At 62.6% G+C, this 25,421-nt stretch carries 24 protein-coding genes and 1 pseudogene; 14 read left to right on the top strand and 11 right to left on the bottom strand.

Going from position 1 to position 25,421, the window contains the following annotated elements; genetic code table 11:
- Window positions 1-23 precede the first annotated feature (23 nt).
- From AC0NIL_RS22420 to speB, 3 genes and pseudogenes are all read right to left on the bottom strand, one after another.
- Window positions 24-864: pseudogene (locus AC0NIL_RS22420) on the bottom strand (aminoglycoside phosphotransferase family protein).
- Window positions 861-1,787 (bottom strand): N-acetyl-gamma-glutamyl-phosphate reductase, encoded by a 927-nt coding sequence (argC, locus tag AC0NIL_RS22415; protein ID WP_473573439.1) that lies wholly within the window; start codon window positions 1,785-1,787, stop codon window positions 861-863. The pseudogene AC0NIL_RS22420 and the gene argC overlap by 4 nt, the downstream one beginning before the upstream one ends.
- Before the next feature lie 30 nt (window positions 1,788-1,817).
- The gene (gene speB, locus AC0NIL_RS22410) at window positions 1,818-2,825 is read right to left on the bottom strand and encodes an agmatinase (protein WP_013532211.1); all 1,008 of its coding nucleotides are present in this window, start codon (window positions 2,823-2,825) and stop codon (window positions 1,818-1,820) included.
- Between the two features lie 123 nt (window positions 2,826-2,948).
- Between speB and AC0NIL_RS22405 the strand changes: the two genes are divergently transcribed.
- Window positions 2,949-4,157 carry an acyltransferase family protein gene (locus AC0NIL_RS22405; RefSeq protein ID WP_024504663.1) on the top strand — a complete coding sequence of 403 codons (1,209 nt, stop codon included), beginning with the start codon at window positions 2,949-2,951 and terminating at the stop codon, window positions 4,155-4,157.
- Between the two features lie 96 nt (window positions 4,158-4,253).
- Entirely contained in the window at window positions 4,254-5,312 is a 1,059-nt protein-coding gene (locus tag AC0NIL_RS22400; protein ID WP_063171940.1) for a glycerophosphodiester phosphodiesterase family protein, read from the top strand.
- A 51-nt stretch (window positions 5,313-5,363) separates the two neighbouring features.
- On the opposite strand, the gene AC0NIL_RS22395 is transcribed toward AC0NIL_RS22400, so the two are convergent.
- Window positions 5,364-6,251 carry an aldo/keto reductase family oxidoreductase gene (locus AC0NIL_RS22395; protein WP_473573437.1) on the bottom strand — a complete coding sequence of 296 codons (888 nt, stop codon included), beginning with the start codon at window positions 6,249-6,251 and terminating at the stop codon, window positions 5,364-5,366.
- Between the two features lie 90 nt (window positions 6,252-6,341).
- Here AC0NIL_RS22395 and AC0NIL_RS22390 point away from each other — a divergent pair, with 90 nt between their 5' ends.
- Complete coding sequence (locus tag AC0NIL_RS22390) at window positions 6,342-7,241, top strand: LysR family transcriptional regulator (RefSeq protein ID WP_473573435.1); 900 nt, start codon at window positions 6,342-6,344, stop codon at window positions 7,239-7,241.
- Window positions 7,242-7,436: 195 nt separating this feature from the next.
- Here the strand turns inward: AC0NIL_RS22390 and rpsI are convergent, their stop codons facing one another.
- The 3 genes from rpsI to AC0NIL_RS22375 all read right to left on the bottom strand — a co-directional run bounded on the left by rpsI (window position 7,437) and on the right by AC0NIL_RS22375 (window position 9,065).
- Window positions 7,437-7,919, bottom strand: a complete 483-nt coding sequence (gene rpsI / locus AC0NIL_RS22385) for a 30S ribosomal protein S9 (RefSeq protein WP_023810272.1) — start codon at window positions 7,917-7,919, stop codon at window positions 7,437-7,439.
- A 1-nt stretch (window position 7,920) separates the two neighbouring features.
- Window positions 7,921-8,385: a 50S ribosomal protein L13 gene (gene rplM, locus AC0NIL_RS22380; RefSeq protein WP_013532205.1), complete on the bottom strand. Its 465-nt coding sequence runs from the start codon at window positions 8,383-8,385 to the stop codon at window positions 7,921-7,923.
- 215 nt (window positions 8,386-8,600) lie between these two features.
- The gene (locus tag AC0NIL_RS22375; RefSeq protein WP_127369051.1) at window positions 8,601-9,065 is read right to left on the bottom strand and encodes a PaaI family thioesterase; all 465 of its coding nucleotides are present in this window, start codon (window positions 9,063-9,065) and stop codon (window positions 8,601-8,603) included.
- A gap of 154 nt (window positions 9,066-9,219) precedes the next feature.
- Between AC0NIL_RS22375 and AC0NIL_RS22370 the strand changes: the two genes are divergently transcribed.
- The 7 genes from AC0NIL_RS22370 (at window position 9,220) to AC0NIL_RS22340 (ending at window position 14,389) form a co-directional block, all read left to right on the top strand.
- Window positions 9,220-10,041, top strand: a complete 822-nt coding sequence (locus AC0NIL_RS22370; RefSeq protein ID WP_473573433.1) for an enoyl-CoA hydratase — start codon at window positions 9,220-9,222, stop codon at window positions 10,039-10,041.
- Between the two features lie 10 nt (window positions 10,042-10,051).
- A complete protein-coding gene (locus tag AC0NIL_RS22365; protein ID WP_013532202.1) occupies window positions 10,052-10,474 on the top strand; it encodes a VOC family protein in 423 nt (140 codons plus the stop codon).
- The gene (locus tag AC0NIL_RS22360) at window positions 10,474-11,256 is read left to right on the top strand and encodes an AAA family ATPase (RefSeq protein ID WP_063167785.1); all 783 of its coding nucleotides are present in this window, start codon (window positions 10,474-10,476) and stop codon (window positions 11,254-11,256) included. The genes AC0NIL_RS22365 and AC0NIL_RS22360 overlap by 1 nt, the downstream gene beginning before the upstream one ends.
- Window positions 11,253-12,017, top strand: a complete 765-nt coding sequence (locus tag AC0NIL_RS22355; protein ID WP_024504600.1) for a GNAT family N-acetyltransferase — start codon at window positions 11,253-11,255, stop codon at window positions 12,015-12,017. Before AC0NIL_RS22360 ends, AC0NIL_RS22355 begins: the two co-directional genes overlap by 4 nt.
- The gene (locus AC0NIL_RS22350; protein ID WP_024504599.1) at window positions 12,004-12,525 is read left to right on the top strand and encodes a CoA-binding protein; all 522 of its coding nucleotides are present in this window, start codon (window positions 12,004-12,006) and stop codon (window positions 12,523-12,525) included. Before AC0NIL_RS22355 ends, AC0NIL_RS22350 begins: the two co-directional genes overlap by 14 nt.
- Before the next feature lie 226 nt (window positions 12,526-12,751).
- The gene (locus AC0NIL_RS22345; RefSeq protein ID WP_024504598.1) at window positions 12,752-14,032 is read left to right on the top strand and encodes an O-acetylhomoserine aminocarboxypropyltransferase; all 1,281 of its coding nucleotides are present in this window, start codon (window positions 12,752-12,754) and stop codon (window positions 14,030-14,032) included.
- A gap of 6 nt (window positions 14,033-14,038) precedes the next feature.
- Window positions 14,039-14,389, top strand: coding sequence for a cupin domain-containing protein (locus AC0NIL_RS22340; protein ID WP_013532197.1), 351 nt, complete (start codon window positions 14,039-14,041; stop codon window positions 14,387-14,389).
- A gap of 54 nt (window positions 14,390-14,443) precedes the next feature.
- Here the strand turns inward: AC0NIL_RS22340 and AC0NIL_RS22335 are convergent, their stop codons facing one another.
- On the bottom strand, window positions 14,444-15,328 hold the full coding sequence (locus AC0NIL_RS22335; protein ID WP_024504597.1) for an AraC family transcriptional regulator: 885 nt from the start codon (window positions 15,326-15,328) through the stop codon (window positions 14,444-14,446).
- Window positions 15,329-15,599: 271 nt separating this feature from the next.
- Window positions 15,600-16,850, bottom strand: a complete 1,251-nt coding sequence (locus AC0NIL_RS22330) for a cytochrome P450 (protein ID WP_275954679.1) — start codon at window positions 16,848-16,850, stop codon at window positions 15,600-15,602.
- A gap of 104 nt (window positions 16,851-16,954) precedes the next feature.
- On the opposite strand from AC0NIL_RS22330, the gene AC0NIL_RS22325 reads away from it, so the two are divergent.
- Entirely contained in the window at window positions 16,955-18,058 is a 1,104-nt protein-coding gene (locus AC0NIL_RS22325) for an NAD(P)/FAD-dependent oxidoreductase (protein ID WP_473573431.1), read from the top strand.
- A gap of 25 nt (window positions 18,059-18,083) precedes the next feature.
- On the opposite strand, the gene AC0NIL_RS22320 is transcribed toward AC0NIL_RS22325, so the two are convergent.
- On the bottom strand, window positions 18,084-19,463 hold the full coding sequence (locus tag AC0NIL_RS22320; protein WP_063171945.1) for a pyridoxal phosphate-dependent decarboxylase family protein: 1,380 nt from the start codon (window positions 19,461-19,463) through the stop codon (window positions 18,084-18,086).
- A 49-nt stretch (window positions 19,464-19,512) separates the two neighbouring features.
- A complete protein-coding gene (locus AC0NIL_RS22315; protein ID WP_473573429.1) occupies window positions 19,513-20,103 on the bottom strand; it encodes a hypothetical protein in 591 nt (196 codons plus the stop codon).
- Window positions 20,104-20,441: 338 nt separating this feature from the next.
- Here AC0NIL_RS22315 and clpP point away from each other — a divergent pair, with 338 nt between their 5' ends.
- The 3 genes from clpP (at window position 20,442) to lon (ending at window position 25,361) form a co-directional block, all read left to right on the top strand.
- Window positions 20,442-21,071 carry an ATP-dependent Clp endopeptidase proteolytic subunit ClpP gene (gene clpP, locus AC0NIL_RS22310; protein ID WP_013532191.1) on the top strand — a complete coding sequence of 210 codons (630 nt, stop codon included), beginning with the start codon at window positions 20,442-20,444 and terminating at the stop codon, window positions 21,069-21,071.
- Between the two features lie 297 nt (window positions 21,072-21,368).
- On the top strand, window positions 21,369-22,643 hold the full coding sequence (gene clpX / locus AC0NIL_RS22305; RefSeq protein ID WP_013532190.1) for an ATP-dependent Clp protease ATP-binding subunit ClpX: 1,275 nt from the start codon (window positions 21,369-21,371) through the stop codon (window positions 22,641-22,643).
- 306 nt (window positions 22,644-22,949) lie between these two features.
- Window positions 22,950-25,361: an endopeptidase La gene (gene lon / locus AC0NIL_RS22300; protein WP_013532189.1), complete on the top strand. Its 2,412-nt coding sequence runs from the start codon at window positions 22,950-22,952 to the stop codon at window positions 25,359-25,361.
- The last annotated feature ends 60 nt before the right edge of the window (window positions 25,362-25,421 follow it).

Raw genomic sequence — 25,421 nt, 5'->3', positions numbered from 1 at the left:
CTGAGCCGATCTACTGGGTCGGATCAGAAGCTTGCCCGCACCGCCCGGATCGCCTTGACGATCGACAATTCGCGATTCTCCTCGACCGCATTGTCGTCCTCGTGATGCCAGGACGCCGACAGGCATCCATAGGCAATGGCATGATCGAGGATAGCGGTCGGTGTCTGGCTCAGTGTTCTGGCAAAGATCTCGGCCATATCAGCGATCCGCTTCGGATCGAGGCAGAGATCGTCCCGGTCGAGCGGGTTGTAGAACATGTTCGCCGCGTCGAAGCCGGGATCGCCGAGCACGCCCTTCGGATCGATCGCCAGCCAGCCGCGCGGCCCGTGCAGGATGTTTTCGTGATGCAGATCGCCATGCAGGGGCCTGATGTCATGCGGCGGCCAGCAGCCGCTCGGCGATGACGGCTGCCTCGACATAGAGGCTGTCAAGGCCGGCGTCGCGATCGGTATTCGCCTTGTCGAACAGGCTGGCGAAGCGTTCCCGGAGCGGCTGAAGCTCGGACGGGTAGGGGGCTTTCCCCCGTGAAAACAGTTTTGCCATCACCTCCGCCGCGATTGCGGTCGCGGCAAAGTCGCCCTGTTCGTCGAGAACCTGCTGCAGCAGGGTTTCACCGGCATATTCGAGCAGCATGCTGTGGCTGTCGCGGCCGAGCAGACGCACCGCGCCTTCGCCGCGCCGCCAGGCGAGATAGTGCTCTCCGCGCAACTCGTCGGCGACGTCATCGAAAGGCTTCAGCGCCTTGACGATCGCCGGCGATCCGTCTTCGCGCAAAACCTTCCAGATGCGGCTCGAAAAGGTCTCGGCAATAAGTTCGGGCGCGCTGACTTTCCAGCGCGCCGGAAAGGCTGGCGTGTCCATCAGAGGCCGAGCATCAGATCCATGTTCTGGACGGCGGCACCCGAGGCGCCCTTGCCGAGATTGTCGTAGACCGCCAGCAGCAGGGCCTGCGCCCGTTTGTCGTTGGCGAAGACATAGACCTTCATCCGGTTGGTGCCGTTGTAGATCTCCGGATCGATCTCCGGCATGCGCTCCGAATGCGCATAGGGCGCCACCTCGACCACACCGCCCTTGATGGCGGCGAAATGGTCGGCAATCGCCGCATGCAGCTCCGCACCGGTCGGCACATGGTCGAGGCCGCCGAGTTGCAATGGCACCACGGTGATCATGCCTTGCGCGAAATTGCCGACCGCCGGCTGCATGATCGGATCATGCGACAGCCTTGCATAGGCCCTCAATTCCGGCACGTGCTTGTGCTGCAGGGTGAGGCCGTAAGGCAGGAATTCCGAGGCGTCCTCGCCCTTGGCGACGTAGTCCTCGATCATCGGCCGTCCGCCGCCCGAATAGCCCGAAATGCCGTTGACGGTGATCGGAAAATCCGCCGGCAGCAGGCCTGCTGTGACCAGCGGCCGCAGCGTCGCGATCGGTCCCTGCGGCCAGCAGCCTGGGTTGGCGACGCGCTTTGCCGAGGCAATCGCCTTTGCCTGGTCCTTGTCCATCTCGGGGAAACCATACGCCCAGCCCTCCGCCACGCGATGCGCGGTCGACGCATCGATGACCCTGGTGGTGTCGTTGGCGATCAGCGAGACGCTTTCCTTCGCCGCGTCGTCGGGCAGGCACAGGATAGCGACATCGGCGGCATTGAGGAACTCGGCACGTGCCGCCGTTTCCTTGCGACGCTCGGTGGGGATGGAAATGATCTCCAGATCACCGCGCTCGGCAAGCAGCGCCCTGATCTGCAGGCCGGTGGTGCCGTGTTCGCCGTCGATGAAGATTTTCGGTTTCATGGGTTGTTCAAATTCCTTGAGTTTTCAAGACTATATGCCCTGACCCTGAATCACTGCGGCACCATTGTGATTGCCGTTGTTCAGCTCTTCAAGCCGGGCTTTCCGTTCAGCAAGCAGACCGAGATATTGCATGGCCACCATCGAGCCGGCGATTGCCGTTATATCGGCGTGATCATAGGCCGGCGCAACCTCTACGACATCGGCGCCGACAATATCGATCTGGTTGAGCTGGCGCAGCGTCGACAGGATCTTGGCCGAGGACGGCCCGCCGGCAACCGGCGTGCCTGTGCCGGGCGCATAGGCCGGATCGAGGCAGTCGATGTCGAAGGTGAGATAGGTCTTCTTGCCGCCGGTGCGGTCGACAATGGCGTAGGCGATGTCGGACGCCCGCATCTCCTCGATTTCATGGCCATGGAGAATCTTGATGCCGAACGTGTCGGGCGCATGGGTGCGGATGCCGATCTGGATCGACCGGTCGGGATCGATGATGCCTTCCTTGACGGCGCGACCGACGAAGGAGCCGTGGTCGATGCGCTTGCCGTCGTCCGGCCAGGTGTCCTGGTGGGCGTCGAACTGCACCAAAGCGAGCGGACCATGGATGGCGGCATGCGCCTTGAGCAGTGGCCAGGTGACGAAATGATCGCCGCCGAGCGTCAACAGGAAGGCGCCTGATTTGAGGATCTTCGCCGCTTCGCGCTCGATCGTGCCGGGCGTCTTCTGATGGTTGCCCGAATCGAGCAGGCAATCGCCGTAGTCGACGACCGCCAGATGCTCGAACAGATCGCGTGAAAAGGGATACTGCGGGTCGTTGTCGAGGATCGCCGAGGCACGGCGGATCGCCTGCGGCCCGAAGCGGGCGCCAGGCCGGTTGGTGACGGCGGCATCGAAGGGAATACCCCACACCACCGCATCCGCGCCCTTCACGTCCTTGGTGTATTTGCGCCGCATGAACGACAGCGCGCCGGAATAGGTCGGCTCGAACGCGGCGCCCGTTTTGGAACGGGCGGTGAAGGCGTTGTCGATGGTGTGGTTCGCCATTACGGATCCTCGTTTTTCATCGGGTTGCAACAACTACAGAACCGGCACGGAAGATGCCAGTCATAGCTTGGCGAGACGGAATGGCGCTGCCCGAGTGCCACGGCAAGACAGGATTGTATCATCATGACGCAGACCGCGTTTCTCAACCCCACCCGTGCCGCGGCGTCGACCCACACCGGCACGGTCGCCGGCGAACGCTTCCTGGTCCTCGATTCGTGGCGCGGCATCTGCGCGCTTCTGGTGGCGCTGTTTCACTTTCCTACCGGTTCGACGATTTCGCAAAGCGCCTTCATCGGTTCGTCCTACCTGTTCGTCGATTTCTTCTTCGTCCTTTCCGGCTTCGTCATCGCCAGCAGCTATGGCGATCGGCTCAACCAACCGGGACAGGTCGCGCGTTTCGCCCTGGTCCGTTTCGGCCGCATCTACCCGCTGCATCTGCTCATGCTTGCCGCCTTCGCCGGTTTCGAGCTGCTGCGGCTGATGCTGCCGCAATTGCACGGCACGGGGGCTGCCCCCTTCACCGGCGGCTTCGACCTCAACAGCCTGCTTGCCAATCTCCTTCTGCTGCAGGGTGTCGGCTTCGAGGATCAATTGACCTGGAATGCGCCGAGCTGGAGCATTTCGGCCGAGTTCTTCGCCTATCTCCTGTTTGCCGGCGTGGTCTTCGTCGCCGGCGCGCGCGCCTGGATATGGTTCGTCGCGGCCGCCGTCACCGCGCCGCTGTTCCTGCTCGGCTTCTCGACCCATCATATGGATGTGTCCTTCGATTTCGGCTTCATCCGTTGCCTGTACGGCTTCTCGCTCGGCGCCTTGCTGGCCTGGTTTCAGCATGATTCCATTGCAGGGGCGCGACAGGCTCTCGCCAGGGGCGGCCCGCGCATGGACTGGACCCTTGCCGAAATCGTCATGGTGGCCGTCATCGTGCTTTTCGTTTCGCTGGCGGGCGACAATGACTTCGGCATCGCGGCACCCCTGGTGTTCGCGCTGGCGCTGTTTCTGTTCGCCCATGAGGGTGGCTGGATCAGCGCCTTGCTCAGAGCCCCGTTCATGCTGACGCTCGGCGCGCTGTCCTATTCGATCTACATGGTCCACATCTTCGTCCAGGCGCGCCTGATCAACGTCGCCGGGCTCGTCGAGCGCAAGCTCGGCCTTGGCCTGATCGGCGACTTCATGCTGCGCGGCCAGCCTGCCACCGGCTTCGGTGCCGGCTGGACGGGGGCGGTGGCGATCGTCGTCATGCTCGCCGCTACCATTGCCGCCTCCTGGATCACCTGGCGTTTTGTCGAGATGCCGGCCATGGCGTGGTTCCGCAGGCTCTCGAAACGCATCTGACGCACCTGCTGCGAGTATTCCGCTAGCCGGCTTCGTTCACCCAGATGTCACGGGCGTCGCCTATCCGGGTGTCGATCCGGCAAGGAGCGATTCTCGATGCGGACCATCTGGCTGAGTTTTCTGCTTTACACGGCCGTGGCAGCCGCCTCTGGCCAGGCCTTGGCCGGCGAGACCCGCGCCAGACAGATCCTCGACCGCTTCGAGCATGCCAACCAATGGCGCGATCACGTCATGGTGGCTGCGCATCGCGCCGGCAGCATGCAGGCCGGCAAGACGCTCTACGCGGAAAATTCGATTGCCGCCGTGGAGGGCTCGATCGCCATGGGCGCCGAAATCGTCGAGGTCGACATCAGGCGCTCGAAGGACGGCGAGTTCGTCGTCATGCATGACAGCTGGCTCGACCGCACCACGACCTGCAAGGGCGAGGTGGTCATGTACACGCTGGCCGAACTGAAGACATGCCGGCTGGTGGTCGAGGGCACCGGTGCGGCGACAGGTGAAACAGTCTCGACGCTGCACGAGATGCTGATGGCGACCAGAAACCGCATCCTCATCAACCTCGACAACAAGCTCGACGTCGGCGCCCTCCCGGGCATGATTGCGGTCGCTCGCGGTCTCGGCATGGCCGAACAGGTCATCGTCAAGGAGAACCTGTGGAATTCACAACGGATTTCCACGGTCAAGGCTGCCATGGAGACCATTGGCGGCGGCTTCCAGTTCATGCCGATCATCGCCGATGACGCGGTGCATGACGCCGGTTTCGCCGGGACGGTCGACCGCGCCTTCTCGCCGCGCGCGATCGAGTTGATCAACTGGCGGGCAGGCGCCGAGACGCTGACCGAGACGGGCGGGCCGCTGTTCAGCACGCGCATGCGCGCGGCCGCTGTGAGGGGCAACTGGCACATCTGGGCCGACACCTACGCCATCGCCAACAAACCGGGCGGCTTCCTCGCCGGCGGCCGCGGCGACGAACTGGCGGTGCAGGCCAGCCTGCCGCGCGAAAGCTGGGGTTTCTGGGCCGATCGCGGCGCCACCATCATCCAGACCGACGAGCCGAAGGCGGCAATCGACTGGCTGGCCGCGAATGGTTTTCGCGTGCCTTATGCCGACGAGGCGCGGCCGGTTGAGCCGGCGAATACGGCGAGCATCAATTAAGCGGCGGCTGACGCTGCCAATCTCCCTCACGAGGGGGGAGATTGGTTAGCTTCAAGCCGCTAGCGCCACGCCGTCCAGTTCGCTGAGCGCATCCTGTGGCAATTCCAGTTCAGCCGCACCGAGGTTCTCCCTGAGATGCCCGACCGACGATGTGCCGGGGATCAGCAGGATGTTGGGCGCGCGGCGCAGCAGCCAGGCGAGCGCGACCTGCATTGGCGTGGCGCCGAGGCGCGCCGCGATTTCCGACAGGGTGGAGGATTGCAGCGGGTTGAAGCCGCCGAGCGGGAAGAACGGCACATAGGCGATGCCATCGCGGGCAAGATCGTCGATCAGGGCATCGTCGCCGCGATGCGCCAGATTGTACTGGTTCTGCACGCAGACGATCTCGGCGATCCCCCGTCCTTGCGCGATCTGCGCCGGCGTCACGTTGCTCAGCCCGATGTGCCTGACCAGACCCTGTTGTTGGAGCTCGGCCAGCACGGTAAGCGGCGCTTCGATCGATCCTTCGGCGGGGCCATGGGTATCGAACATGATGCGTAGGTTGACGACGTCGAGCACCTCGAGCCCGAGATTGCTGAGATTGTCGTGCACCGCCTGGGTCAGCGCTTCCGCGGAAAAGGCCGGCAGCCACGATCCATCCGCGCCGCGCCGGGCACCGATCTTGGTGACGATGACGAGATCTTGGGGGTAGGGCGCCAGCGCCTCGCGGATCAGCCGGTTGGTGACGTGCGGACCGTAGAAGTCGCTGGTGTCGATATGGTCGACGCCTTGCGCAATCGCCTCGCGCAGCACGGCCAATGCCGCGTCATGATCCTTGGGCGGCCCGAACACGCCGGGTCCCGCGAGTTGCATGGCACCGTAGCCGAGCCGCTTCACGGTGCGGCTGCCAAGCTTGAAGGTGGCGGGGGCGAAGGTGCCGGATTGTTGGATGTTGGACATGATTGATCTCCTTGAGGAGGCAGAGATAGGCGCTGCCCAACCTCGTGATAATCCGGTACAATCCACACAGGCCGTGCGGAATGGCGAACAATGATGGACCTCAGCGATCTGAATGCTTTCGTGGCGGTGGCGCGCGCCGGCGGCTTTCGCGACGGCGCGCGTGCGAGCGGCGGCAGCGCCTCCGGCCTGAGTGAGGCGGTGCGTCGCCTGGAAGTGCAGCTCGGTGTCAGGCTGTTCAACCGCACGACGCGCAGCGTTGTTCCCACCGAGGCGGGCCTCAGCCTTCTGGAGCGGCTCGGCCCGGCGCTGTCGGAGGTGGAGGCGGCGCTGGACGTGGTGAACGGTTTTCGCGACAGGCCGGCGGGCTCGTTGCGTCTCAACGTGCCGGTCAGTGCTGCGCGGCTGATATTGCCCGACATCGTCCCTGGTTTCCTCACCGCCTATCCCGGTATCCGGCTGGAGGTGATCGCCGACGAGAACTTCGTCGACGTGCTGGCGGCCGGCTGTGACGCCGGCATCCGCTATGACGAGCGGCTGGAGCAGGACATGATCGCGGTGCCGATCGGACCGCGCGTGCAGCGTTTCGCCACCGCCGCCAGCCCTGCCTATCTTGCTCGCCATGGGCGCCCGCAACACCCGAGCGACCTGCTTGGCCACTCCTGCGTGCGTGGGCGCTTTGCCAGCGGTGCGATGCTGCCGTGGGAATTCGAGCGAGACGGCGAGGTGGTGCGGGTCGATCCGACAGGCCCCTTGATCGTGCGGATCGGCGGGGCGACCGATCTTGCCGTCGACGCGGCCGTCGCCGGCACCGGCATCATCGGCCTCTTCGAGGGCTGGCTGCGCCCTTACTTCGACAGCGGCGCTCTTGAGCCCGTGCTCGAACCGTGGTGGCAGAGTTTTCCCGGACCGTTTCTCTATTATCCCGGCCGGCGCCTGGTTCCGGCCCCGCTGCGGGCGTTCATCGACTATATCAAGGGCGGCAAGGCCTGACCTGTTTTCCGGCGCCGTCACCCCCACCCGGCGCTCCGCGCCGACCTCCCCATTGAGGGGAGGTAGGGCGCCGCGCTCTTCTACCTCCCCTCGATGGGAAGGTCGCGCCGTAGGCGTGGGTGGGGTGACTGCCGAGCCGCAAACAAAAAGGCCGCCCGGAGGCGGCCTTTTCGATTGTCTGAAGCTTCGAAGTGCTTAGCGCTTGGAAAACTGGAAGCTACGACGGGCCTTGGCCTTGCCGTACTTCTTGCGCTCGACGACGCGGCTGTCGCGGGTCAGGAAGCCGCCCTTCTTGAGCACGGCGCGCAGCGTCGGCTCGTAATAGGTCAGCGCCTTGGAGATGCCGTGACGCACGGCGCCAGCCTGGCCGGAGAGACCGCCGCCGACGACTGTCGCGACGATGTCGTACTGGCCGGCGCGGTTGGAGGCGATGATCGGCTGGTTGAGGATCATCTGCAGGACCGGACGCGCGAAATAGGTCGCGAATTCCTTGTCGTTGACGATGATCTTGCCGGAACCCGGCTTCACCCAGACGCGCGCAATGGCGTTCTTGCGCTTGCCGGTGGCATAGGCGCGGCCCGACTTGTCGAGCTTCTGGACGTGGACGGGGGCCGCCGGCTGGGTATTGGTGTTGCCGGTGGCGGCGCCCAGTTCTGCGAGCGAGGAAAGCTCAGCCATCTTATGCGACCTTCTTGTTCTTGGCGTTCAGCTTGGCCACGTCGAGCACGACGGGCTGCTGGGCGACATGCGGATGCTCGGCGCCTGCATAGACGCGCAGGTTCTTCATCTGGCGACGGCCGAGCGGGCCACGCGGGACCATGCGCTCAACGGCCTTCTCGACGACACGCTCGGGGAAACGACCCTCGAGCAGCTGGCGCGCGGTGCGCTCCTTGATGCCGCCTGGGTGGCCGGTGTGCCAGTAATAGACCTTGTCGGTGAATTTCTTGCCGGTGAACACCACCTTGTCGGCATTGATAACGATGACGTTGTCGCCGTCGTCGACGTGCGGGGTGAAGGTCGGCTTGTGCTTGCCGCGGAGATGATTGGCGATGACAGTGGCCAGACGACCGACGACGAGACCTTCGGCGTCGATCAGGATCCACTTCTTCACCACATCCGCAGGCTTCTGCGAAAAGGTTGTCATGTTTTCTGCTCTCGGTTTTGACCTTCATAAGAGAAGGCGTTTCTTGTTGCTTGGATTGGCGAAAGGCGCTTGCCCGCCGCCAATAACAAAACGGCGGCCTTTGCGGGCCGCTGCTTCGTGGAGGCTTATAGGCGAGGGTGGTGACCGCGTCAAGGCGAACGAAAAGGTAGATATCAGGTAAAATGTAGCAAAAACAATAACTTGAACAAAAGGTATTATTTTACCACATCACCATTCCGCTTCGGCGGGATCGAATAGGTGCCGGTGGCATGCGCCACCGTGTCTCCGTCTGGGCCGGCAACGATGTCGATGTCGAACACCATCAGGCTCTTTCCCAGCTTCAGGATGCGGCAATGGCCGTCGATCGGTCCTGCCTCGGCCTTGCGCACGAAATTGATGTCGAGGTTGACGGTGACCGAAAGCGCATCCGGCCCGGCATGGCTGAGCACGCAGACGTAGCCGCCAATGTCGGCCAGCGTGAACAGCGAGGGGCCGGACACCGTGCCGCCGGGACGCAAATGCCGTTCGCCGGCGTTGAGCCGCACGGTGCAGCCGCCCGGGAACACGTCGATCGCCTCGAAATATTTGAACTGCTCATTGAGCTGCGGATAGACGGTTTCCATCAGCGCATTGACTTGTTGCGCGGTCAGCACGGGCTTGAGGTTGGTCTGAGCGGGCATGTCTTGGTCTCTCGCTTTGCGCCAGGCCTGTATGAGCGCAGCGCGGCATTTCTGACAACCTTCGTCCCCTGGCGCAAGCGATCGGTGTTGGACGAAACCTGATCCGGTATTAGATAGTCTGGCAGCCCCAGCGGAATCGCGGAGAACCTTAGCCATGGCCGAAATCCTTGCCATCAAGCCTGCCGCCGTTGAGGGTTCGGTAGTTGCACAACTGGACAAGGGCGTGCTGCGCCTCACACTCGCCAATCCGCCTGCCAACGCGCTGTCGCTGGCGGTGATGGCGGCGCTGACGGCCGAACTCGAGCGCGCCAGGGCCGACAAGGCCGTTCGCGTCATCGTCTTGTCGGCTGCCGGCAAGGTGTTCTGCGCCGGCCACGATCTCAAGGAAATGACCGCGCGCCGCACTGACGCCGATCATGGCAAGGCCTTTTTCGCAGAGACGTTTGCCGCTTGTGCGACGCTGATGCAGGCGATCGTGCGTCATCCAGTGCCTGTCATCGCCGAGGTTGACGGCCTGGCCACCGCCGCCGGGCTGCAACTGGTCGCCAGCTGCGACCTGGCGATCGCTTCGCATGAGGCGACCTTCTGTACGCCGGGTGTCAACATCGGCCTGTTCTGCTCGACGCCGATGGTGGCGCTGTCGCGCAACGTCTCGCGCAAGCATGCGATGGAGATGCTGTTGACCGGCGAGACAATCGATGCGGCAACCGCCAAGGAATTCGGCCTGGTCAACCGCGTCGTGCCGCGTGAATACCTGAATCAGATCGTCACCAAATACGCGCAAACCATTGCTTCCAAATCATCTTTGGTGGTCAAGACGGGCAAGGAGGCGTTTTACGCGCAGGCCGAAATGGGGCTGGCGGATGCTTACACCTATACCGGCCGGATCATGGTCGAAAACATGCTCGCGCGCGACGCCGAGGAAGGCATCGGCGCCTTCATCGGCAAGCGCAAGCCGGAATGGACGGACGAATAGGAGCAGCACCATGGAGCCGCGAATCTCTATCGTTACCATCGCCACCGATGATCTGGACCGCGCGGTGCGCTTCTACGAGGCTATGGGCTTGAAGCGGCATGCCGGTATCACCGACGGTGTCGCCTTCTTCCAGATGGGCGGCGTCATTCTTGGTCTGTTCCCACGTGCCAGCGCAGAAGAGGATTCCGGCATCGCCTTCGCCGCGGCGCCATCGGCGGTCTACCTCGCCTACAACACCCGCTCCGACGCTGAAGTCGACGACGTGCTCGCCAGGGCGGAAAAAGCCGGCGGCCGCATCGTCAAGCCGGCCGGCCGCGCCTTCTGGGGCGGCTGGTACGGCTACTTCGCCGACGCCGACGGGCATGTCTGGGAAGTGGCGCACAATCCGGCCTTTCCGATCGCGGAAGACGGCACGATTTCGCTACCTGGCTGATGGCCCATCGCAAGCAGCTGACGCGGCTCAAGGCTCCCTATCTGAAGCGCATCCTGCTCGATGCCGTGCGGGTCGAGGATTGGGAAAAATATCCATGGAACCTGCCGCTGTTTCGCGGCCACGACTTCGAACTCGAATTCACCACGCCGATCACCATCATCGTCGGCGAGAACGGCACCGGCAAATCGACGCTGCTCGAGGCGATCGGTGCGCTGGCCGGCTATGACGAAGCCGGTGGCGGCAAGGGATATAGGCCGGTCGACCATTCCAGCGCCATCGACAAGAGTGGTGCCGCGCTGGCCAACGCATTCCGCGGTCACTGGCTGCCGAAAGTCACCGCCGGCTGGTTTTTTCGCGCCGAATCCTTCTACTCCGTGGCCCGATATCTCGATCAGGCGGCACTGGAAGACCCTTTCAGGCCCCCGCCGCCGGACTTCCTGTCCTGGTCGCATGGCGAGGGCTTTATCCGTTTTTTCGAGGAGCGCTGCCGCAGGCAAGGCATCTACATCCTCGACGAACCCGAAAGCGCACTGTCGCCGACGCGACAGATCGAGCTGCTCAAGATGCTGCGGCGCATGGACCAGTCGGGCACCGCGCAAGTGATCATGGCGACGCATTCGCCGCTGCTGATGGCTTGTCCTGGCGCGCGGCTGTTCCGCATCAGCCGGTTCGGGCTCGATCCCACGGATTTCAGCGATACCGATCATTTTCGCATGATGCGCGACTTCTGCACCGATCCGCAGGCCTTTATGGAGGAAGCGCTGCGGGAGGATGACGCGTGAGCGCCGGCGATGATGACCTCAACTGGCGCGTCGAGCAGGCGTGCCGCGAAGGCTGGCCGGCGGCGACCGAGACGTTGGTTGATGGCTGGCTTCTGCGGCGATCGGGCGGACGGATCCGGCGTACCAATTCGGCCAATCCCTTGCGCGGCGAGCGTGGCGCGCCTGATGCAGTCATCGACGCCGCCGAGTCCTTCTACATCGGCCACGGCCAGACGCCCTTGTTTCGGGTTCCCGGCATCGCCGGCGAGCTCGAAGCCGCTCTCGACCATCGCGGCTACCAGCCGGAAGGCGGCACGATCCATCTCCATGCCGGGATCGGCGACCTGGCTGAATTTCGCGATGAGCAGGTCACCGTTTTGAAGGTGCCGGGCGAGGACTGGCTCGCGGCGCGGTTCCGCATGGGAGCCTTTGACGACGCCGAGCGCCGCATCTTTCGCGAGATGACCGGGCTGATCGTCGGCGACCGGGCGTTTGTGTCCTATGAACGCGACAGCCAAATTGCCGCCCTGGCCTATGGTGTCATCCGCAATGGCCTGCTTGTGGTGGAATCGGTTGAAACCGATGGCCGTTTCAGGCAGCAAGGCCTGGGCCGCAAGACCGTCGGCGGCCTCATCGGCTGGGCGCGGCGGGCAGGGGCTCACGCCGCATGCTTGCAGGTGGTGGCCGACAACACACCGGCCCGCGCTCTCTATGCCTCGCTTGGGTTCAGCCGTGAACTTTACCGATACCACTACCGCAGGAAGCCGCATGAACCACGATAGCTACGACAACACTTACATTGCCGGCATCCTCAATTCGGTGAAGACCATCGCCATGGTCGGCGCGTCCGCCAATGATGTGCGGCCAAGCTATTTCGTGCTGAAATATCTGCTGGCCAAGGGATTTTCGGTGTTTCCGATCAATCCTGGCCAGGCCGGCAAGGAGATCCTCGGCCGGATGACCTATGCCAGGCTCGCCGATATTCCGGAGCCGATCGACATGGTCGACATCTTTCGCGCGCCGGCGGCGGTGCCCGGCATCGTCGACGAGGCGTTGCGGCTCGATCCCTTGCCGAAAGTGATCTGGATGCAGCTTGGCGTGCGCCATGACGAAGCAGCCGCGCGCGCCGAGGCCGCCGGCATCAAGGTGGTGATGAACCGCTGCCCCAAGATCGAATATGGCAAGCTGTCCGGCGAGATCGGTTGGACCGGCGTCAATTCCGGCGTGCTGTCGTCGAAGAAGCCGCTGATGCGGTCGGGATTCCAGAGTTTTGGCGTGCGGCAGAAGTAGTGCACGTCGCTCAAAAGTGCGCAGCGGTTTTGGGATAACGACGTGCACCAAAAGCAAGGCCTGACGCGCGATGCGCCTTAGGCGCAAAATTATTCCTTAGGCCAGCGCATTTTCTCGGGCCTCGGCCGCAGATCGCTAGCCGAAGGGTATTTTCTTCTTTGCATTCGCGCTCATGCTTCGCCAAGAATGCCCGGCGATTTCAAGAGTTTCAAAAGGGAGGTTTTCAGTGACCCGCACGCCAGGTTTCAACACGCTCGCCGTCCATGCCGGTGCCAAGCCCGATCCGGCGACCGGCGCGCGCGCCACGCCGATCTACCAGACGACCTCCTTCGTCTTCGACGATGCAGACCATGCCGCGTCGCTGTTCGGGCTGAAGGCCTTCGGCAACATCTACACCCGCATCATGAACCCGACGCAGGCGGTGCTGGAAGAGCGCATGGCGGCCCTTGAAGGCGGCACGGCGGCACTCGCGGTCGCCTCCGGCCATGCGGCGCAGGTGATCGTGTTCCACAATCTGATGCAGCCGGGCGACAATTTCGTCGCGGCCAACAAGCTTTACGGCGGTTCGATCAACCAATTCGGCCATGCCTTCAAGAATTATGGCTGGGAGGTGCGATGGGCCGACACCAACGATATCTCGACCTTCGAAAGCCAGATCGACGACAGGACCAAGGCGATCTTCATCGAAAGCCTCGCCAATCCGGGCGGCACCTTCGTCGACATCGAGAAGATCGGCGACATCGCGCGCAAGCACGGCCTGCCGCTGATCGTCGACAACACACTGGCCTCGCCCTACCTCATCCGGCCGATCGAGCATGGCGCCGACATCGTCGTCCATTCGCTGACCAAATTCATCGGCGGTCACGGCAATTCGATCGGCGGCGCCATCGTCGACGGCGGCACCTTCGACTGGTCGAAATCGGGCAAATACCCGATGCTGTCGGAACCGCGCCCCGAATATGGTGGTCTTGTCCTACACGAAACCTTCGGCAATTTCGCCTTCGCCATTGCCGCGCGCGTGCTCGGCCTGCGCGATCTCGGCCCGGCGATCTCCCCGTTCAACGCCTTCCTCATCCTGACCGGCCTGGAAACCCTGCCGCTGCGCATGCAGCGCCACTGCGACAATGCCGTGACGGTTGCCGCCTGGCTGTCCAACCACCCCAAGGTCGCATCGGTGAATTACCCCGGCCTGCCCTCAGACAAGAACAACGCGCTGCAGAAGAAGTACTCACCGCTTGGCGCCGGCGCCGTATTCACCTTCGCGCTGAAGGGCGGCTATGACGCGGGCGTCAAATTCGTCGAGGCGCTCGAGCTGTTCTCGCACCTCGCCAATGTCGGCGATACCAAGTCGCTGGTCATCCACCCAGCTTCGACCACGCACCGCCAGCTTTCCGACGAGCAGAAGGTCAAGGCCGGCGCAGGACCGGACACGGTGCGGCTTTCGATCGGCATCGAGGACGTCAACGACATCGTCGCCGACCTCGAACAGGCGCTAGCCAAGGTCTGACCGATCATGAGCGAGTCGAAATTTCTTTCCATCGGCGTCGACGCTGTCGACGCCGAACAGGGTGCACCGGCGCCCGACCGGCTGATCTCGGGCGATCCCAAATTCCGCACCTGGAATGTCGAGGAGCGCGACGGCGGCCTCTATGCCGGCATATGGGAATCGACCCCGGGCAAATGGCGCATCGTCTATGACGAGTGGGAGTTCTGCCACATCCTGTCCGGCGTTTCGGTGATCGCGGAGGACGGTGGGCAAGCGCGCACCGTCAAGACCGGCGACAGCTTTGTGCTGAAGCCCGGCTTCAAGGGCAGCTGGGAAGTGCTTGAAACGACTCGCAAGGAGTATGTGATCAAGCTTTGATCTCGCGTCGCCATGATGCTCGCGATCGGGGGGACAAACCGCTGTCCTGCCGAGCTATTTCAGAGGCAGAAAGAGTTCAACGACCACTTCGCGTAGCGGGCCCTCCGGGAAGTGGGACAGATGTCGTTGGCAATAGATCGGAAAGTCGCGTGCTTCCTCGCCGCTGGCCGGAAGCCATTCACGATAAAGATAAAGTGCTGCGGGTTCGAGATTGTTGGTATTGCCAGGGTAGCGCAGCACCGCGCAGCGCCCGCCGGGGATCACGCCAGCCTTCATCTGCCCGTCATTCGCCTCGATCGGCCGGTCTGTCCCGGCACAAATGTCCATGCTGTAGTCAGCCGGGACCGCGGGCTCCCTTTCGGAACGGAAGACGTTGAAGGTCGGGCTTGTCTCGGGCGACAAGCCCGCCGCCTTACGCCAGGCGATGAACCGCTGGATGGTGTCCTGGAGCGTCGCCCGGTCTCCGCGGTGCTCCATGATCGCCACCGGCGTCGGGGGCACATCGCGGATCGTCACGTCGTCGTGTTCAAAGATTATCTGCATAAGCGTGTTCCTTGCTTTTTCGAGGGGCCCGAAGGCCATGAGCCACGACCCCCAGTCGGGAGACTTCCGGAACGACGACGGCGATTGTCCGAACCGTTGCCGAAAGGCGCGGGCGAAGGCATCCGGCGCGTCGTAACCGGCATCCATGGCTATGTCGGTGACGCTTTGGGCGTCACTTTCGGCAAGTCTGTACGAAGCACGCTTCATGCGGGCGAGCTGGACATAGCGATGCACGGACACCCCGAAGGTGGACGTGAACTGCCGGTGGAAATGATATTTCGAGAACGCCGCGACACCGCTCAACGCCTCCAGCCCCAGATCGTCATCCAGATTCTGGTCTATATGGTCTAGCACCCGCTGCATTCGGGCTTGGTAGTTTTCAAGTGCGGCCTTCAACGTCTCTTTCTCCGTGACGACACCAGTTAGGCCTTTCCGGATATATCGCGCTCGACCGATCTTGCGATTTGGCATGGATCGACAGGGGCTGCCAGCAACGGCCTTCAGGCTCTCCCCCAAGCTTGTGCTGCCTGCGTATGACTATTTCGCTGGAACTGGCTGAGACAGCTTCCGGTGCCTTGTCGTGGAAGGGCATCGTGGGCGGTCCGGTGAGCCGACCTTGTGGTTGCGGCTGGCGCCATGGTGAAATAGGCCGGCGGCCCCGCGGTCCTCAAAAACCGACGGCGAGCGTTTCCAGCCCATGGAAGTGGTAAGTGTCGCGGAAGCTTGGTCTTTCGGCAAGATGCAGCCTTGGGTGGCGTTCGAACAAGGTTTGCAGCGACACCTGCAATTCGAGCCGGGCCAGCGGCGCACCGATACAGAAATGGATGCCGGCGCCGAAGGAGACGTTCTTTTGATCCGCACGATCGGGCCGGAAGGCTTGCGGTTCTGCAAAGGCGCGCGGATCGTGATTGGCCATGCCCAGCAGCAGCCCGATCGTCTGGCCCGGCTGCACGACAATGCTAGGTGCGACTTCGGTCTCCTGATAGGCATAGCGCGTGAACACGTGCAGCGGCGCGTCGAAGCGCAGGCATTCCTCGACCGTTGCCGCGGTCGCTTCGGGTGAGCCGAAGAAGCGGCTGACATCGCCGCCTTGCATAAGGATCGAACGGACAGCGTTGCCGGTCTGATGCACTGTCGCTTCATGACCGGCATTGAGCAGCAGGATCGCCGAGGACACCATCTCGTCCTCCGACAGTTTTTGGCCGTCCTCCTGAGCCGAGATCAGCAGCGACAACAGGTCGTCGCCGGGATTCCTGCGTCGCTCGATGACGTAGCTACGCAGGAAATCCGCAAATTCGCTGGCGGCACGGTTGGCCGTCTCTTCGATCGCGCGCGTGCGGCCATGCATGTACATGGCAACCATCTGGTGCGACCAGTCGAGCAGTTGCGGCCCCATGTCGACCGGCACACCGAGCATTTCGGCAATGATGGTGATCGGCAAGGGCGCCGCGAAGGCGGGCAGCAGGTCGACCGTCTTGCCCGGTTCGAAACGGTCGATCAGTTCGTTGGCGAGCGCTTCGACGCGCGGCCGCAGCCGTTCGACCTGACGTGAGACGAAAGCACGGTTCACCAGTGTTCTGAGCCGCGTGTGGACGGGTGGCTCCAGTTCCAGCATCGAATTGGCTTCGATGCCGTCGAAAGCCCTGAGATGGCTACGGTCCTGTCCGATACCGCGACTGTCTGGAATGCCGGCCGGATTCTGGCGGCCGAAACGGCGGTCGCGCAGCAGCCGGTTGACGTCGTCGAAGCCGCCAAAGCACCAGAAGCCGAATTCTTCCCAGAAGAAGGCATTCGATGCGCCGTGCAGAAATGCATAGGCCTCGTACGGGTTCTGAAAAAAGGCAGGCTCGTGCGGATCGAGCCGCAGGTGTCGCGTGGCTGGATCAAAGACCAGGCCGGGTGGCGTCAATTTGCTCATGCCAGACCAATAGCGCGGCTTGCCAGTCCGGTTCCAGACCGTATGTTGGCGCCCGCAACCCAATGCGTTGAGCCAGCCGACAAGGCTGCGGAAAGTCTGATTTGATGAAGGTGATCGTTGTCGGTGCGGGTATTGCCGGCCTCTCGACGGCGTGGTCGCTGGTCAAGGCGGGTCACAGCGTTTCGGTCATCGAGCAGGGGCCGATCCCGAACCCGCTGGCCGCGTCGGGCGACCATCATCGCATCATCCGCCGCGCCTATCGCGCGGGGACCGGCTACGGCCGGCTGATCACCGAAGCCTACCAGGCCTGGGACGAGATGTGGGCCGATCTCGGCGAAAGCCACCTCGATCCCAGAGGATTTGTCTGCATTTCGCGCGAGCCCGGCGACGAGGCCGAGGAATATCGCGAGGGCCTGGAAGAAGGCAATTTTCCGTTCGAACTGCTGGAGCCCGATGCAGCCGTGAAACGCTGGCCGTTTCTGGAAGCCGGGTCGTTTCGCTACGCCTATTTCTCGACCGAAGGCGGCGCCCTGCATTGCCGCAAGATCGCGTCCGGCCTGGCAAAGTGGCTGCGCGCCAACGGCGCCAATGTCTACGAAAACAGCAAGGTGGTCGAGGTCGACGCCGAAGCCGGCCACATCGTGCTCGAAAGCGGCTCGACGATGCAGGCCGACCGCATCGTCGTCGCCGCCGGCGCCTGGGTGCTAAAACTGTTTCCAGAACTGGATGGAGAATTGAAGACCTATCGAACCGCACTTGCCTATGTCGAACCGCCGGCCGACCTCAAGGCGGCCTGGCAGGCGGCACCGGTCGTGCTCGATGTCGGCGGCGCGATCGACGGCTATGTGATCCCGCCCTCCGGCGGCGCCGGCATGAAGTTCGGGTCCGGGCTGCACAAGGTGCCGACCAGCGACGCCGATTGGAACCGCGAGCCGGTGGCGGGCGAGGGCGAGGCGATCCGCAACCTGTTTTCGCCGCCGATCGCCCGCATCGAAGAGTATCAGGTGACCGAAGTCGTCACCTGCGCCTACACTTTCACATCAGACGAAAAATTCATGGCGCATGAAAAGGGCAAATGCCTTGTTGTCTCGGCATGCTCCGGCCACGGCTACAAGTTCGGCGCTGCGGTCGGCAGGCGCGTTGCCGCTGCTGTCGGCGATGGGGATATCGCCGGTCTGAAGGCATGGCTGCGGGCGGAGGTCGCCTGAAACACGAGGCCAAATCCGCAGCGGTTCAATGATTGAGTTCGTCTGCGGCGGCAATGACTTCGGACACAATCGCCCGCACGTCATCCAAGGTCGTCCTGTGATTGACGAAACACGCCCGCAGCGCGAACTGACCGTTGATCGTTGCATTCGACAGATACACGCGGCCGCGCGCGATCACGCGGCGCAGGATCGCTTCGTTGTCCTTAGAGCGGTGACGGAAACAGACCGCGCTTAGCGATACCGGCGCAAGCTGCTCAAGCTCCGGCTGTGAAGCGATTGCCTGTGCCAGCATCTGGGCATGGTAGAGATCGCGCGCGATGGCTTCGCGATAGGCACGGCGCCCGTGATACTGCAGCGACATCCAGAGCTTCAGCGCACGGAAGCGCCGAGACAGTTCGATCGACTCTTCAAAGAATGCAAATGCTTCCGTTGGGTCTTCGCTCAATATCCTGACGTAGTCGTCGCTGTGCGAGAAAGTCGTGCGCGCAATGTCTGGGTGACGATTGAGCAGGCAGCCGCAATCGAGTGGCTGATAGAGCCACTTGTGCGCATCGAGCGACAGCGAATCCGCCAAAGACAGTCCCTGGAACTTTTCCGGGACGGCCAGCGCCGCCAGTCCCCCATAGGCCCCATCGACATGCATCCACAACGCTTCCCTACGGGCAATGTCTGCGATTTCGGGAAGGGGATCGATCGCACCGGAGATGATGGTGCCGACCGTGGCCACGATGGCGATGGGCATGTTGCCGATGGCGCGGTCGGCGGCAATAGCTGCCTGGAGGGCATCCGTCCGCATCCTGAATTTGTCGTCGACAGGGATCAAACGGAGATTTTTTCTACCGATCCCCAACAGCGCCACGGCCTTGGGAATGGACATGTGCACTTGCTCGGAAGCATAGATCACGCACGGTCGCACGCCTGTTTCGTTGGCTGGCAGCTTCGCTTCCCGCGCCATCGCCAGGGCCATGAGGTTCGCCGTCGAGCCGCCGCCGCACAGGCTGCCTGTAAATCCGGGGCAACCGACAGCCTCCGCCAACCATTCGACGACGGCGCGTTCGATCGATGTCGCAGCCGGTGCCGAGCGCCACGACGTCACATTCTGATTGAGCACCGCAGCCAGCAATTCCCCCAGCGCGCCGATCGGTTCGCCGGAGCCGACGACATAACCGAAGAACCTGCCGGTTGAAGGCCGCACATGCTCCGCTATCGACTTGAAATCCTGCAAGACTTCCCGACCACGACCGCTCTCCTGCCAAGGCCGCGAGAAGAGTTCCGTCGTCTGTTTGCCGCTGGTCGTGGGATACGTCCGACGTTCCTCGAGGGAGGCCCAATAGCCTTTGGCAAGCGCCAAGGCTTCTTCGGCAAGGTCTGACAATTCCTGATTGGAAATTTCCAGGTCGCGCATGCCCTCAGCCCAACGGAGATCCGCTGCGACGCAGGGTACGCCATGCGCGCTAATCCTGGCAATGCCTGGGAATATGCACCCGCCGCCAGCCCGATGAACCTTCGCGGACCAACACACGACGCGCGACGGCCTGGTAGGAGGCGGGGACATCGATGACGCGCCTTTGTTCCGGCCGCACCAGCACCTCCTCGGCGATGCTGTCATATTGTGCGGGAATGACGACGCGCCGCGTGCGTTCGGGCTGGATCACGATGGTCTCTGCGACGCGTTCGTAGCGCGCCTTGTGCCATACCTTGCACAGCACCTTGCGGCCATGGATGACGCGCCATTCCCAGGAATAGCCGCCGCCATCGACCCGGACCGTACGGTAGACGGTGCGGGTGACGGCCGGTACGATCTGGTAGGTCACTTGCGCCGGAACGGTCATCACGACGCGCTCGCGCGTGCCATAGATAGGGGCGATATAGTCGACCTGCTGACCGGGCGGACTGATCATCACGTCTTCATAGACCGTGTCATAGACGGCCGGACTGCGGACCGGCTCATAACATTCGACGGCGCGGCCGCCGGCCGCCGTCTGCGAAATCGTGCCGAGCACGGTCAGCCCGGCAATGGTGAAGCATGCGGTTTTCCCGGGCATGACACTCCCCCTGTTGAACTCTATGCATAAGTTCAACGTTGAATTGTAGAGGAAGCCGTCTCGGAAAAAAGCGGTTTCGGCGCATTTCGTTAAGTGACGCGGTTAAGAAACTGCTACGTTGCGGGGCCGGCGATGCGGCTCCGGACCCGCGGAAGCATCCGCCGCCGCGAATCCTTGGTCAGAAAGCTTGATTCGACTTACCCAGATGGCTAGGAGGGGTCGGCCTTGCACAAGGACGAGCCGGCATCCTATTTACGGAATAACGATCCAGAACCGATTCTGCCCGATCTGCCGGCATTCCCGGCGCCGGAATCCCACCGCGAGATAAGAGATACCTGATGAAGAACCCCGTCGAAACCTACATGAACCTCGTTCCGATGGTGGTCGAACAGACCAATCGCGGCGAGCGGGCCTACGACATTTTCTCGCGCCTCCTCAAGGAGCGCATCATTTTCATCACCGGTCCGGTCGAGGACGGCATGGCGACGCTGGTCTGCGCGCAGCTTTTGTTCCTCGAAGCCGAGAATCCTAAGAAGGAAATCAACCTCTACATCAATTCGCCGGGCGGCGTCGTCACCTCGGGCATGGCGATCTACGACACCATGCAGTTCATCAAGCCGGCCGTGTCGACGCTCTGCATCGGCCAGGCGGCTTCGATGGGTTCGCTGCTCCTGACTGCCGGTCACAAGGACATGCGCTTTGCCACGCCGAACGCCCGCATCATGGTTCACCAGCCTTCCGGCGGCTTTCAGGGCCAGGCGTCCGACATCGAGCGCCATGCCCTGGATATCATCAAGCTGAAGCGTCGCCTCAACGAGGTCTACGTCAAGCACACCGGCAAGAGCTATGAAGAGATCGAGAAAACGCTCGACCGCGACCATTTCATGACCGCCGACGAAGCCAAGGATTTCGGCCTCATCGACAAGGTCATTTCGTCGCGCGAGGCGGCCGAAGGGGCGCTGGCATAAAGGCAAGTTGGCAGTTGGATGGCACCATCACGCGCTTTTGGCGCGTCTTGCGGCATTTCGGCCACAATTGGCTGTTCCCTCGGGGGACAGGATTGCCTACGTTAAGGCTATGTTGAGTTTCGGCGGCTTAGCTTTATGCGGGGTTGTCGCGAATCATTGCCACGTTTTCTGATTTGTGTTTCGTACGGAATGCGTTGCGGGAGCCGGGACACACTGGCGGCGGCGGATTCCCGCGATAGATAGAGTATGCGCCCTTTCAGCCAGACCATCGGCGGGCGGCCATGAAAGGACATGAAAATGAGCAAGGTCGGCAACAACAGCGGCGATTCCAAGAACACGCTTTACTGCTCGTTTTGCGGCAAAAGCCAGCACGAAGTGCGCAAGCTGATCGCCGGTCCGACGGTCTTCATCTGCGACGAGTGCGTCGAACTCTGCATGGACATCATCCGTGAAGAGAACAAGACCTCGATGGTGAAGTCGCGCGAAGGCGTGCCGACACCGCAGGAGATCCTCAAGGTTCTCGACGACTATGTCATCGGTCAGCCCTACGCCAAGCGCGTGCTGTCGGTGGCGGTCCACAATCACTACAAGCGCCTCGCGCATGCCGGCAAGAACAACGATGTCGAACTGGCGAAGTCCAACATCCTTTTGATCGGCCCGACCGGTTGCGGCAAGACGCTGCTCGCGCAGACGCTGGCCCGCATCATCGACGTGCCGTTCACCATGGCTGACGCGACGACGCTGACCGAAGCCGGCTATGTCGGCGAGGACGTCGAAAACATCATCCTGAAGCTGTTGCAGTCGGCCGACTACAATGTCGAGCGCGCCCAGCGCGGCATCGTCTACATCGACGAAATCGACAAGATTTCGCGCAAGTCGGACAATCCCTCGATCACCCGCGACGTGTCGGGCGAGGGCGTGCAGCAGGCGCTCTTGAAGATCATGGAAGGCACCGTCGCCTCCGTGCCGCCACAGGGCGGCAGGAAGCACCCGCAGCAGGAATTCCTGCAGGTCGACACAGCCAACATCCTGTTCATCTGCGGCGGCGCCTTCGCCGGGCTGGACAAGATCATCTCGGATCGCGGCCGCAAGACGTCGATCGGCTTCGGCGCGGTCGTCGCTTCGCCGGAGGATCGCCGCACTGGCGATGTTTTCCGCCTGGTCGAGCCCGAGGATCTGTTGAAGTTCGGTCTCATCCCTGAGTTTGTCGGCCGTCTGCCGGTCCTGGCGACGCTGGAAGATCTCGACGAACCGGCGCTGATCCAGATCCTGACCGAGCCGAAGAACGCGCTGGTCAAGCAGTATCAGCGGCTGTTCGAGATGGAAAATGTCGACCTGACCTTCCATGAGAACGCTCTTTCGGCGATCGCCAAGCGCGCCATTGAGCGCAAGACCGGCGCGCGCGGCCTGCGTTCGATCATGGAGGCGATCCTGCTCGACACGATGTTCGAGCTTCCCGCACTCGAAGGCGTGCGCGAAGTGGTGATTTCGGAGGAGGTGGTGACCGGCAGTGCCCGGCCGCTCTACATCTACTCCGAGCAGAAGGAAAAGAAGGGCAATGTCAGCGCCTGACATGAGCCCGCAGCGAAATTCTGAAACGGCGCCGCAAGGCGCCGTTTTGCTGTCGCACAGCGGTTTTGCGCGGCGTACGGGCTGGCGTCGCAAATGTGTCACTCGCGGACGGGTTGGGAGTGCGGATTTGGACACGCCCCTTGATCTTTGGGGGTCGTGCATCCAACTAACTGGAGAAGGCCGAGGTGCCCGATTTCTGTGCTGTAAAACTCCCGTCACAAACGGTGGTAGGCGGAACGATCCCCGGTCGTTAATATAAGATTCGCGGTTGGCTCAATTAGCGGCCGCGACATGAAAGGTTGGACAATGGCCAAAGTATCCAAGGCACCCAGCGACGGCGTCTTCGCAGTTCTCCCACTGCGCGACATCGTGGTGTTCCCGCACATGATCGTTCCGCTCTTCGTCGGGCGTGAGAAGTCGATCAAGGCGCTGGAAGAGGTGATGGGTCAGGAAAAGCAGATCCTGCTTGCCACCCAGATGAATGCCGCCGATGACGATCCCGAGCCCGATGCCATTTTCGACATCGGCACGCTCGCCAATGTGCTGCAATTGCTCAAGCTGCCCGACGGCACCGTCAAGGTTCTGGTCGAGGGCGCCTCGCGTGCGAAAATCGTCTCGTTCACCGACCGTCCCGATTTCCACGAGGCCCGCGCCGCGGCGCTGGTCGAGCCGGAAGAGGAAGAGGTCGAGGTTGAGGCGCTGGCGCGTTCGGTCGTCACCGACTTCGAGAATTACGTCAAGCTGAACAAGAAGATCTCGCCCGAAGTGGTGGGTGCTGCCAGCCAGATCGACGACTACTCCAAGCTCGCCGACACGGTTGCCTCGCATCTCGCCATCAAGATCCCTGAGAAGCAGGAGATGCTGGCCACGCTGTCGGTCAAGGAGCGGCTGGAAAAGGCGATGGGCTTCATGGAAGCCGAAATCTCCGTCCTGCAGGTGGAGAAGCGCATCCGCTCGCGCGTCAAGCGCCAGATGGAGAAGACGCAGCGCGAGTACTACCTGAACGAGCAGATGAAGGCGATCCAGAAGGAACTCGGCGAAGGCGAGGACGGCCGCGACGAGGCCGCCGAGATCGAGGCGCGCATCAAGAAGACCAAGCTCTCCAAGGAGGCCCGCGAAAAGGCGGAAGCCGAGTTGAAGAAGCTCCGGACGATGTCGCCGATGTCGGCTGAATCGACGGTCGTGCGCAACTATCTCGACTGGATCCTGTCGATCCCGTGGGGCAAGAACTCCAAGGTCAAGCAGGACCTGGCTTTCGCGCAGAACGTGCTCGATACCGACCATTTCGGCCTCGACAAGGTCAAGGAGCGCATCGTCGAGTATCTCGCCGTGCAAAGCCGCCAGAAGAAGCTGAAGGGGCCGATCCTGTGCCTCGTCGGCCCTCCCGGTGTCGGCAAGACCTCGCTCGGCAAGTCGATCGCCAAGGCGACTGGACGCGAGTTCATCCGCATGGCGCTGGGCGGCGTGCGTGACGAGGCCGAGATCCGTGGCCACCGGCGCACCTATATCGGCTCGATGCCCGGCAAGGTCATCCAGTCGATGAAGAAGGCCAAGAAGTCCAACCCGCTCTTCCTGCTCGACGAGATCGACAAGATGGGCCAGGACTTCCGTGGCGATCCGTCATCGGCGTTGCTCGAGGTCCTCGATCCGGAACAGAACTCGACGTTCATGGACCACTACCTCGAGGTCGAATACGATCTGTCGAGCGTCATGTTCGTGACGACGGCGAACACGCTGAACATCCCGGCGCCCTTGATGGACCGCATGGAGATCATCCGTATCGCCGGCTACACCGAGGACGAGAAGATCGAGATCGCCAAGCGGCACCTGATGCCTAAGGTGATCCGCGATCACGCGCTGCAGCCGAAGGAGTTTTCCGTCGGTGAGGACGCGATCCGCGCCATCGTCCAGACCTACACCCGTGAAGCGGGCGTCAGAAGCCTGGAGCGCGAGCTAATGAAGCTCGGGCGCAAGGCGGTGACCGAGATCCTGAAGACGAAGAAGAAGACGGTGAACATCACGGCGGCGAACCTCGCCGATTACCTCGGTGTTGAACGCTTCCGCTTCGGTCAGGTCGAGGCTGACGATCAGGTCGGTGTCGTTACCGGACTCGCCTGGACGGAAGTCGGCGGCGAGTTGCTGACGGTCGAAGGCGTCATGATGCCCGGCAAGGGCCGCATGACGGTGACCGGCAATTTGCGCGACGTGATGAAGGAATCGATTTCGGCGGCGGCCTCCTATGTCCGCTCGCGCGCCGTCGATTTCGGCATCGAGCCGCCGCTGTTCGACAAGCGCGACATCCACGTGCACTTGCCGGAAGGCGCCACGCCGAAGGACGGCCCGTCTGCAGGTGCTGCCATGGCGACAGCCATTGTATCGGTACTGACGGGTATTCCGGTCCGGGCGGATGTGGCGATGACCGGCGAGATAACGCTTCGCGGCCGCATCCTGCCGATCGGCGGGCTCAAGGAGAAGCTGCTCGCCGCACTGCGCGGCGGCATCAAGAAGGTGCTGATCCCGGAAGACAATGCCAAGGATCTGGCGGAGATTCCGGACAATGTGAAGAACGGCATGGAGATCATTCCGGTCTCACGTGTCGGCGAGGTGTTGCGCCACGCGCTGGTGCGTATGCCGGAGCCGATCGAATGGGTCGAGCCGGTCAATCCGCCGGCTGCGACAGACAGTGCCGACGACGCTGGAAAGTCCCTGGCGCATTAGAGCGCCGGGCGTCCATCTGGACGCACAAAGGACGCTCTAACGCCCAGACTTGCGCATGGC

The organism is Mesorhizobium sp. WSM1343 (genome assembly GCF_055901535.1).
This window is presented reverse-complemented; position numbering and strand designations above follow the sequence as displayed.

What these genes read in the sequence shown, in the direction of transcription:
- AC0NIL_RS22325 (WP_473573431.1), top strand. Translation starts at nt 16,955, where the DNA reads ATGAAGGTGATCGTTGTCGGTGCGGGTATTGCCGGCCTCTCGACGGCG.
- AC0NIL_RS22365 (WP_013532202.1), top strand. Translation starts at nt 10,052, where the DNA reads ATGGAGCCGCGAATCTCTATCGTTACCATCGCCACCGATGATCTGGAC.
- AC0NIL_RS22320 (WP_063171945.1), bottom strand. Translation starts at nt 19,463, where the DNA reads ATGCGCGACCTGGAAATTTCCAATCAGGAATTGTCAGACCTTGCCGAA.
- argC (WP_473573439.1), bottom strand. Translation starts at nt 1,787, where the DNA reads ATGAAACCGAAAATCTTCATCGACGGCGAACACGGCACCACCGGCCTG.
- AC0NIL_RS22400 (WP_063171940.1), top strand. Translation starts at nt 4,254, where the DNA reads ATGCGGACCATCTGGCTGAGTTTTCTGCTTTACACGGCCGTGGCAGCC.
- AC0NIL_RS22360 (WP_063167785.1), top strand. Translation starts at nt 10,474, where the DNA reads ATGGCCCATCGCAAGCAGCTGACGCGGCTCAAGGCTCCCTATCTGAAG.
- AC0NIL_RS22405 (WP_024504663.1), top strand. Translation starts at nt 2,949, where the DNA reads ATGACGCAGACCGCGTTTCTCAACCCCACCCGTGCCGCGGCGTCGACC.
- speB (WP_013532211.1), bottom strand. Translation starts at nt 2,825, where the DNA reads ATGGCGAACCACACCATCGACAACGCCTTCACCGCCCGTTCCAAAACG.
- AC0NIL_RS22375 (WP_127369051.1), bottom strand. Translation starts at nt 9,065, where the DNA reads ATGCCCGCTCAGACCAACCTCAAGCCCGTGCTGACCGCGCAACAAGTC.
- AC0NIL_RS22340 (WP_013532197.1), top strand. Translation starts at nt 14,039, where the DNA reads ATGAGCGAGTCGAAATTTCTTTCCATCGGCGTCGACGCTGTCGACGCC.
- AC0NIL_RS22350 (WP_024504599.1), top strand. Translation starts at nt 12,004, where the DNA reads ATGAACCACGATAGCTACGACAACACTTACATTGCCGGCATCCTCAAT.
- clpP (WP_013532191.1), top strand. Translation starts at nt 20,442, where the DNA reads ATGAAGAACCCCGTCGAAACCTACATGAACCTCGTTCCGATGGTGGTC.
- rplM (WP_013532205.1), bottom strand. Translation starts at nt 8,385, where the DNA reads ATGACAACCTTTTCGCAGAAGCCTGCGGATGTGGTGAAGAAGTGGATC.
- rpsI (WP_023810272.1), bottom strand. Translation starts at nt 7,919, where the DNA reads ATGGCTGAGCTTTCCTCGCTCGCAGAACTGGGCGCCGCCACCGGCAAC.
- AC0NIL_RS22330 (WP_275954679.1), bottom strand. Translation starts at nt 16,850, where the DNA reads ATGAGCAAATTGACGCCACCCGGCCTGGTCTTTGATCCAGCCACGCGA.
- AC0NIL_RS22390 (WP_473573435.1), top strand. Translation starts at nt 6,342, where the DNA reads ATGATGGACCTCAGCGATCTGAATGCTTTCGTGGCGGTGGCGCGCGCC.
- AC0NIL_RS22370 (WP_473573433.1), top strand. Translation starts at nt 9,220, where the DNA reads ATGGCCGAAATCCTTGCCATCAAGCCTGCCGCCGTTGAGGGTTCGGTA.
- AC0NIL_RS22315 (WP_473573429.1), bottom strand. Translation starts at nt 20,103, where the DNA reads ATGCCCGGGAAAACCGCATGCTTCACCATTGCCGGGCTGACCGTGCTC.
- lon (WP_013532189.1), top strand. Translation starts at nt 22,950, where the DNA reads ATGGCCAAAGTATCCAAGGCACCCAGCGACGGCGTCTTCGCAGTTCTC.
- clpX (WP_013532190.1), top strand. Translation starts at nt 21,369, where the DNA reads ATGAGCAAGGTCGGCAACAACAGCGGCGATTCCAAGAACACGCTTTAC.
- AC0NIL_RS22395 (WP_473573437.1), bottom strand. Translation starts at nt 6,251, where the DNA reads ATGTCCAACATCCAACAATCCGGCACCTTCGCCCCCGCCACCTTCAAG.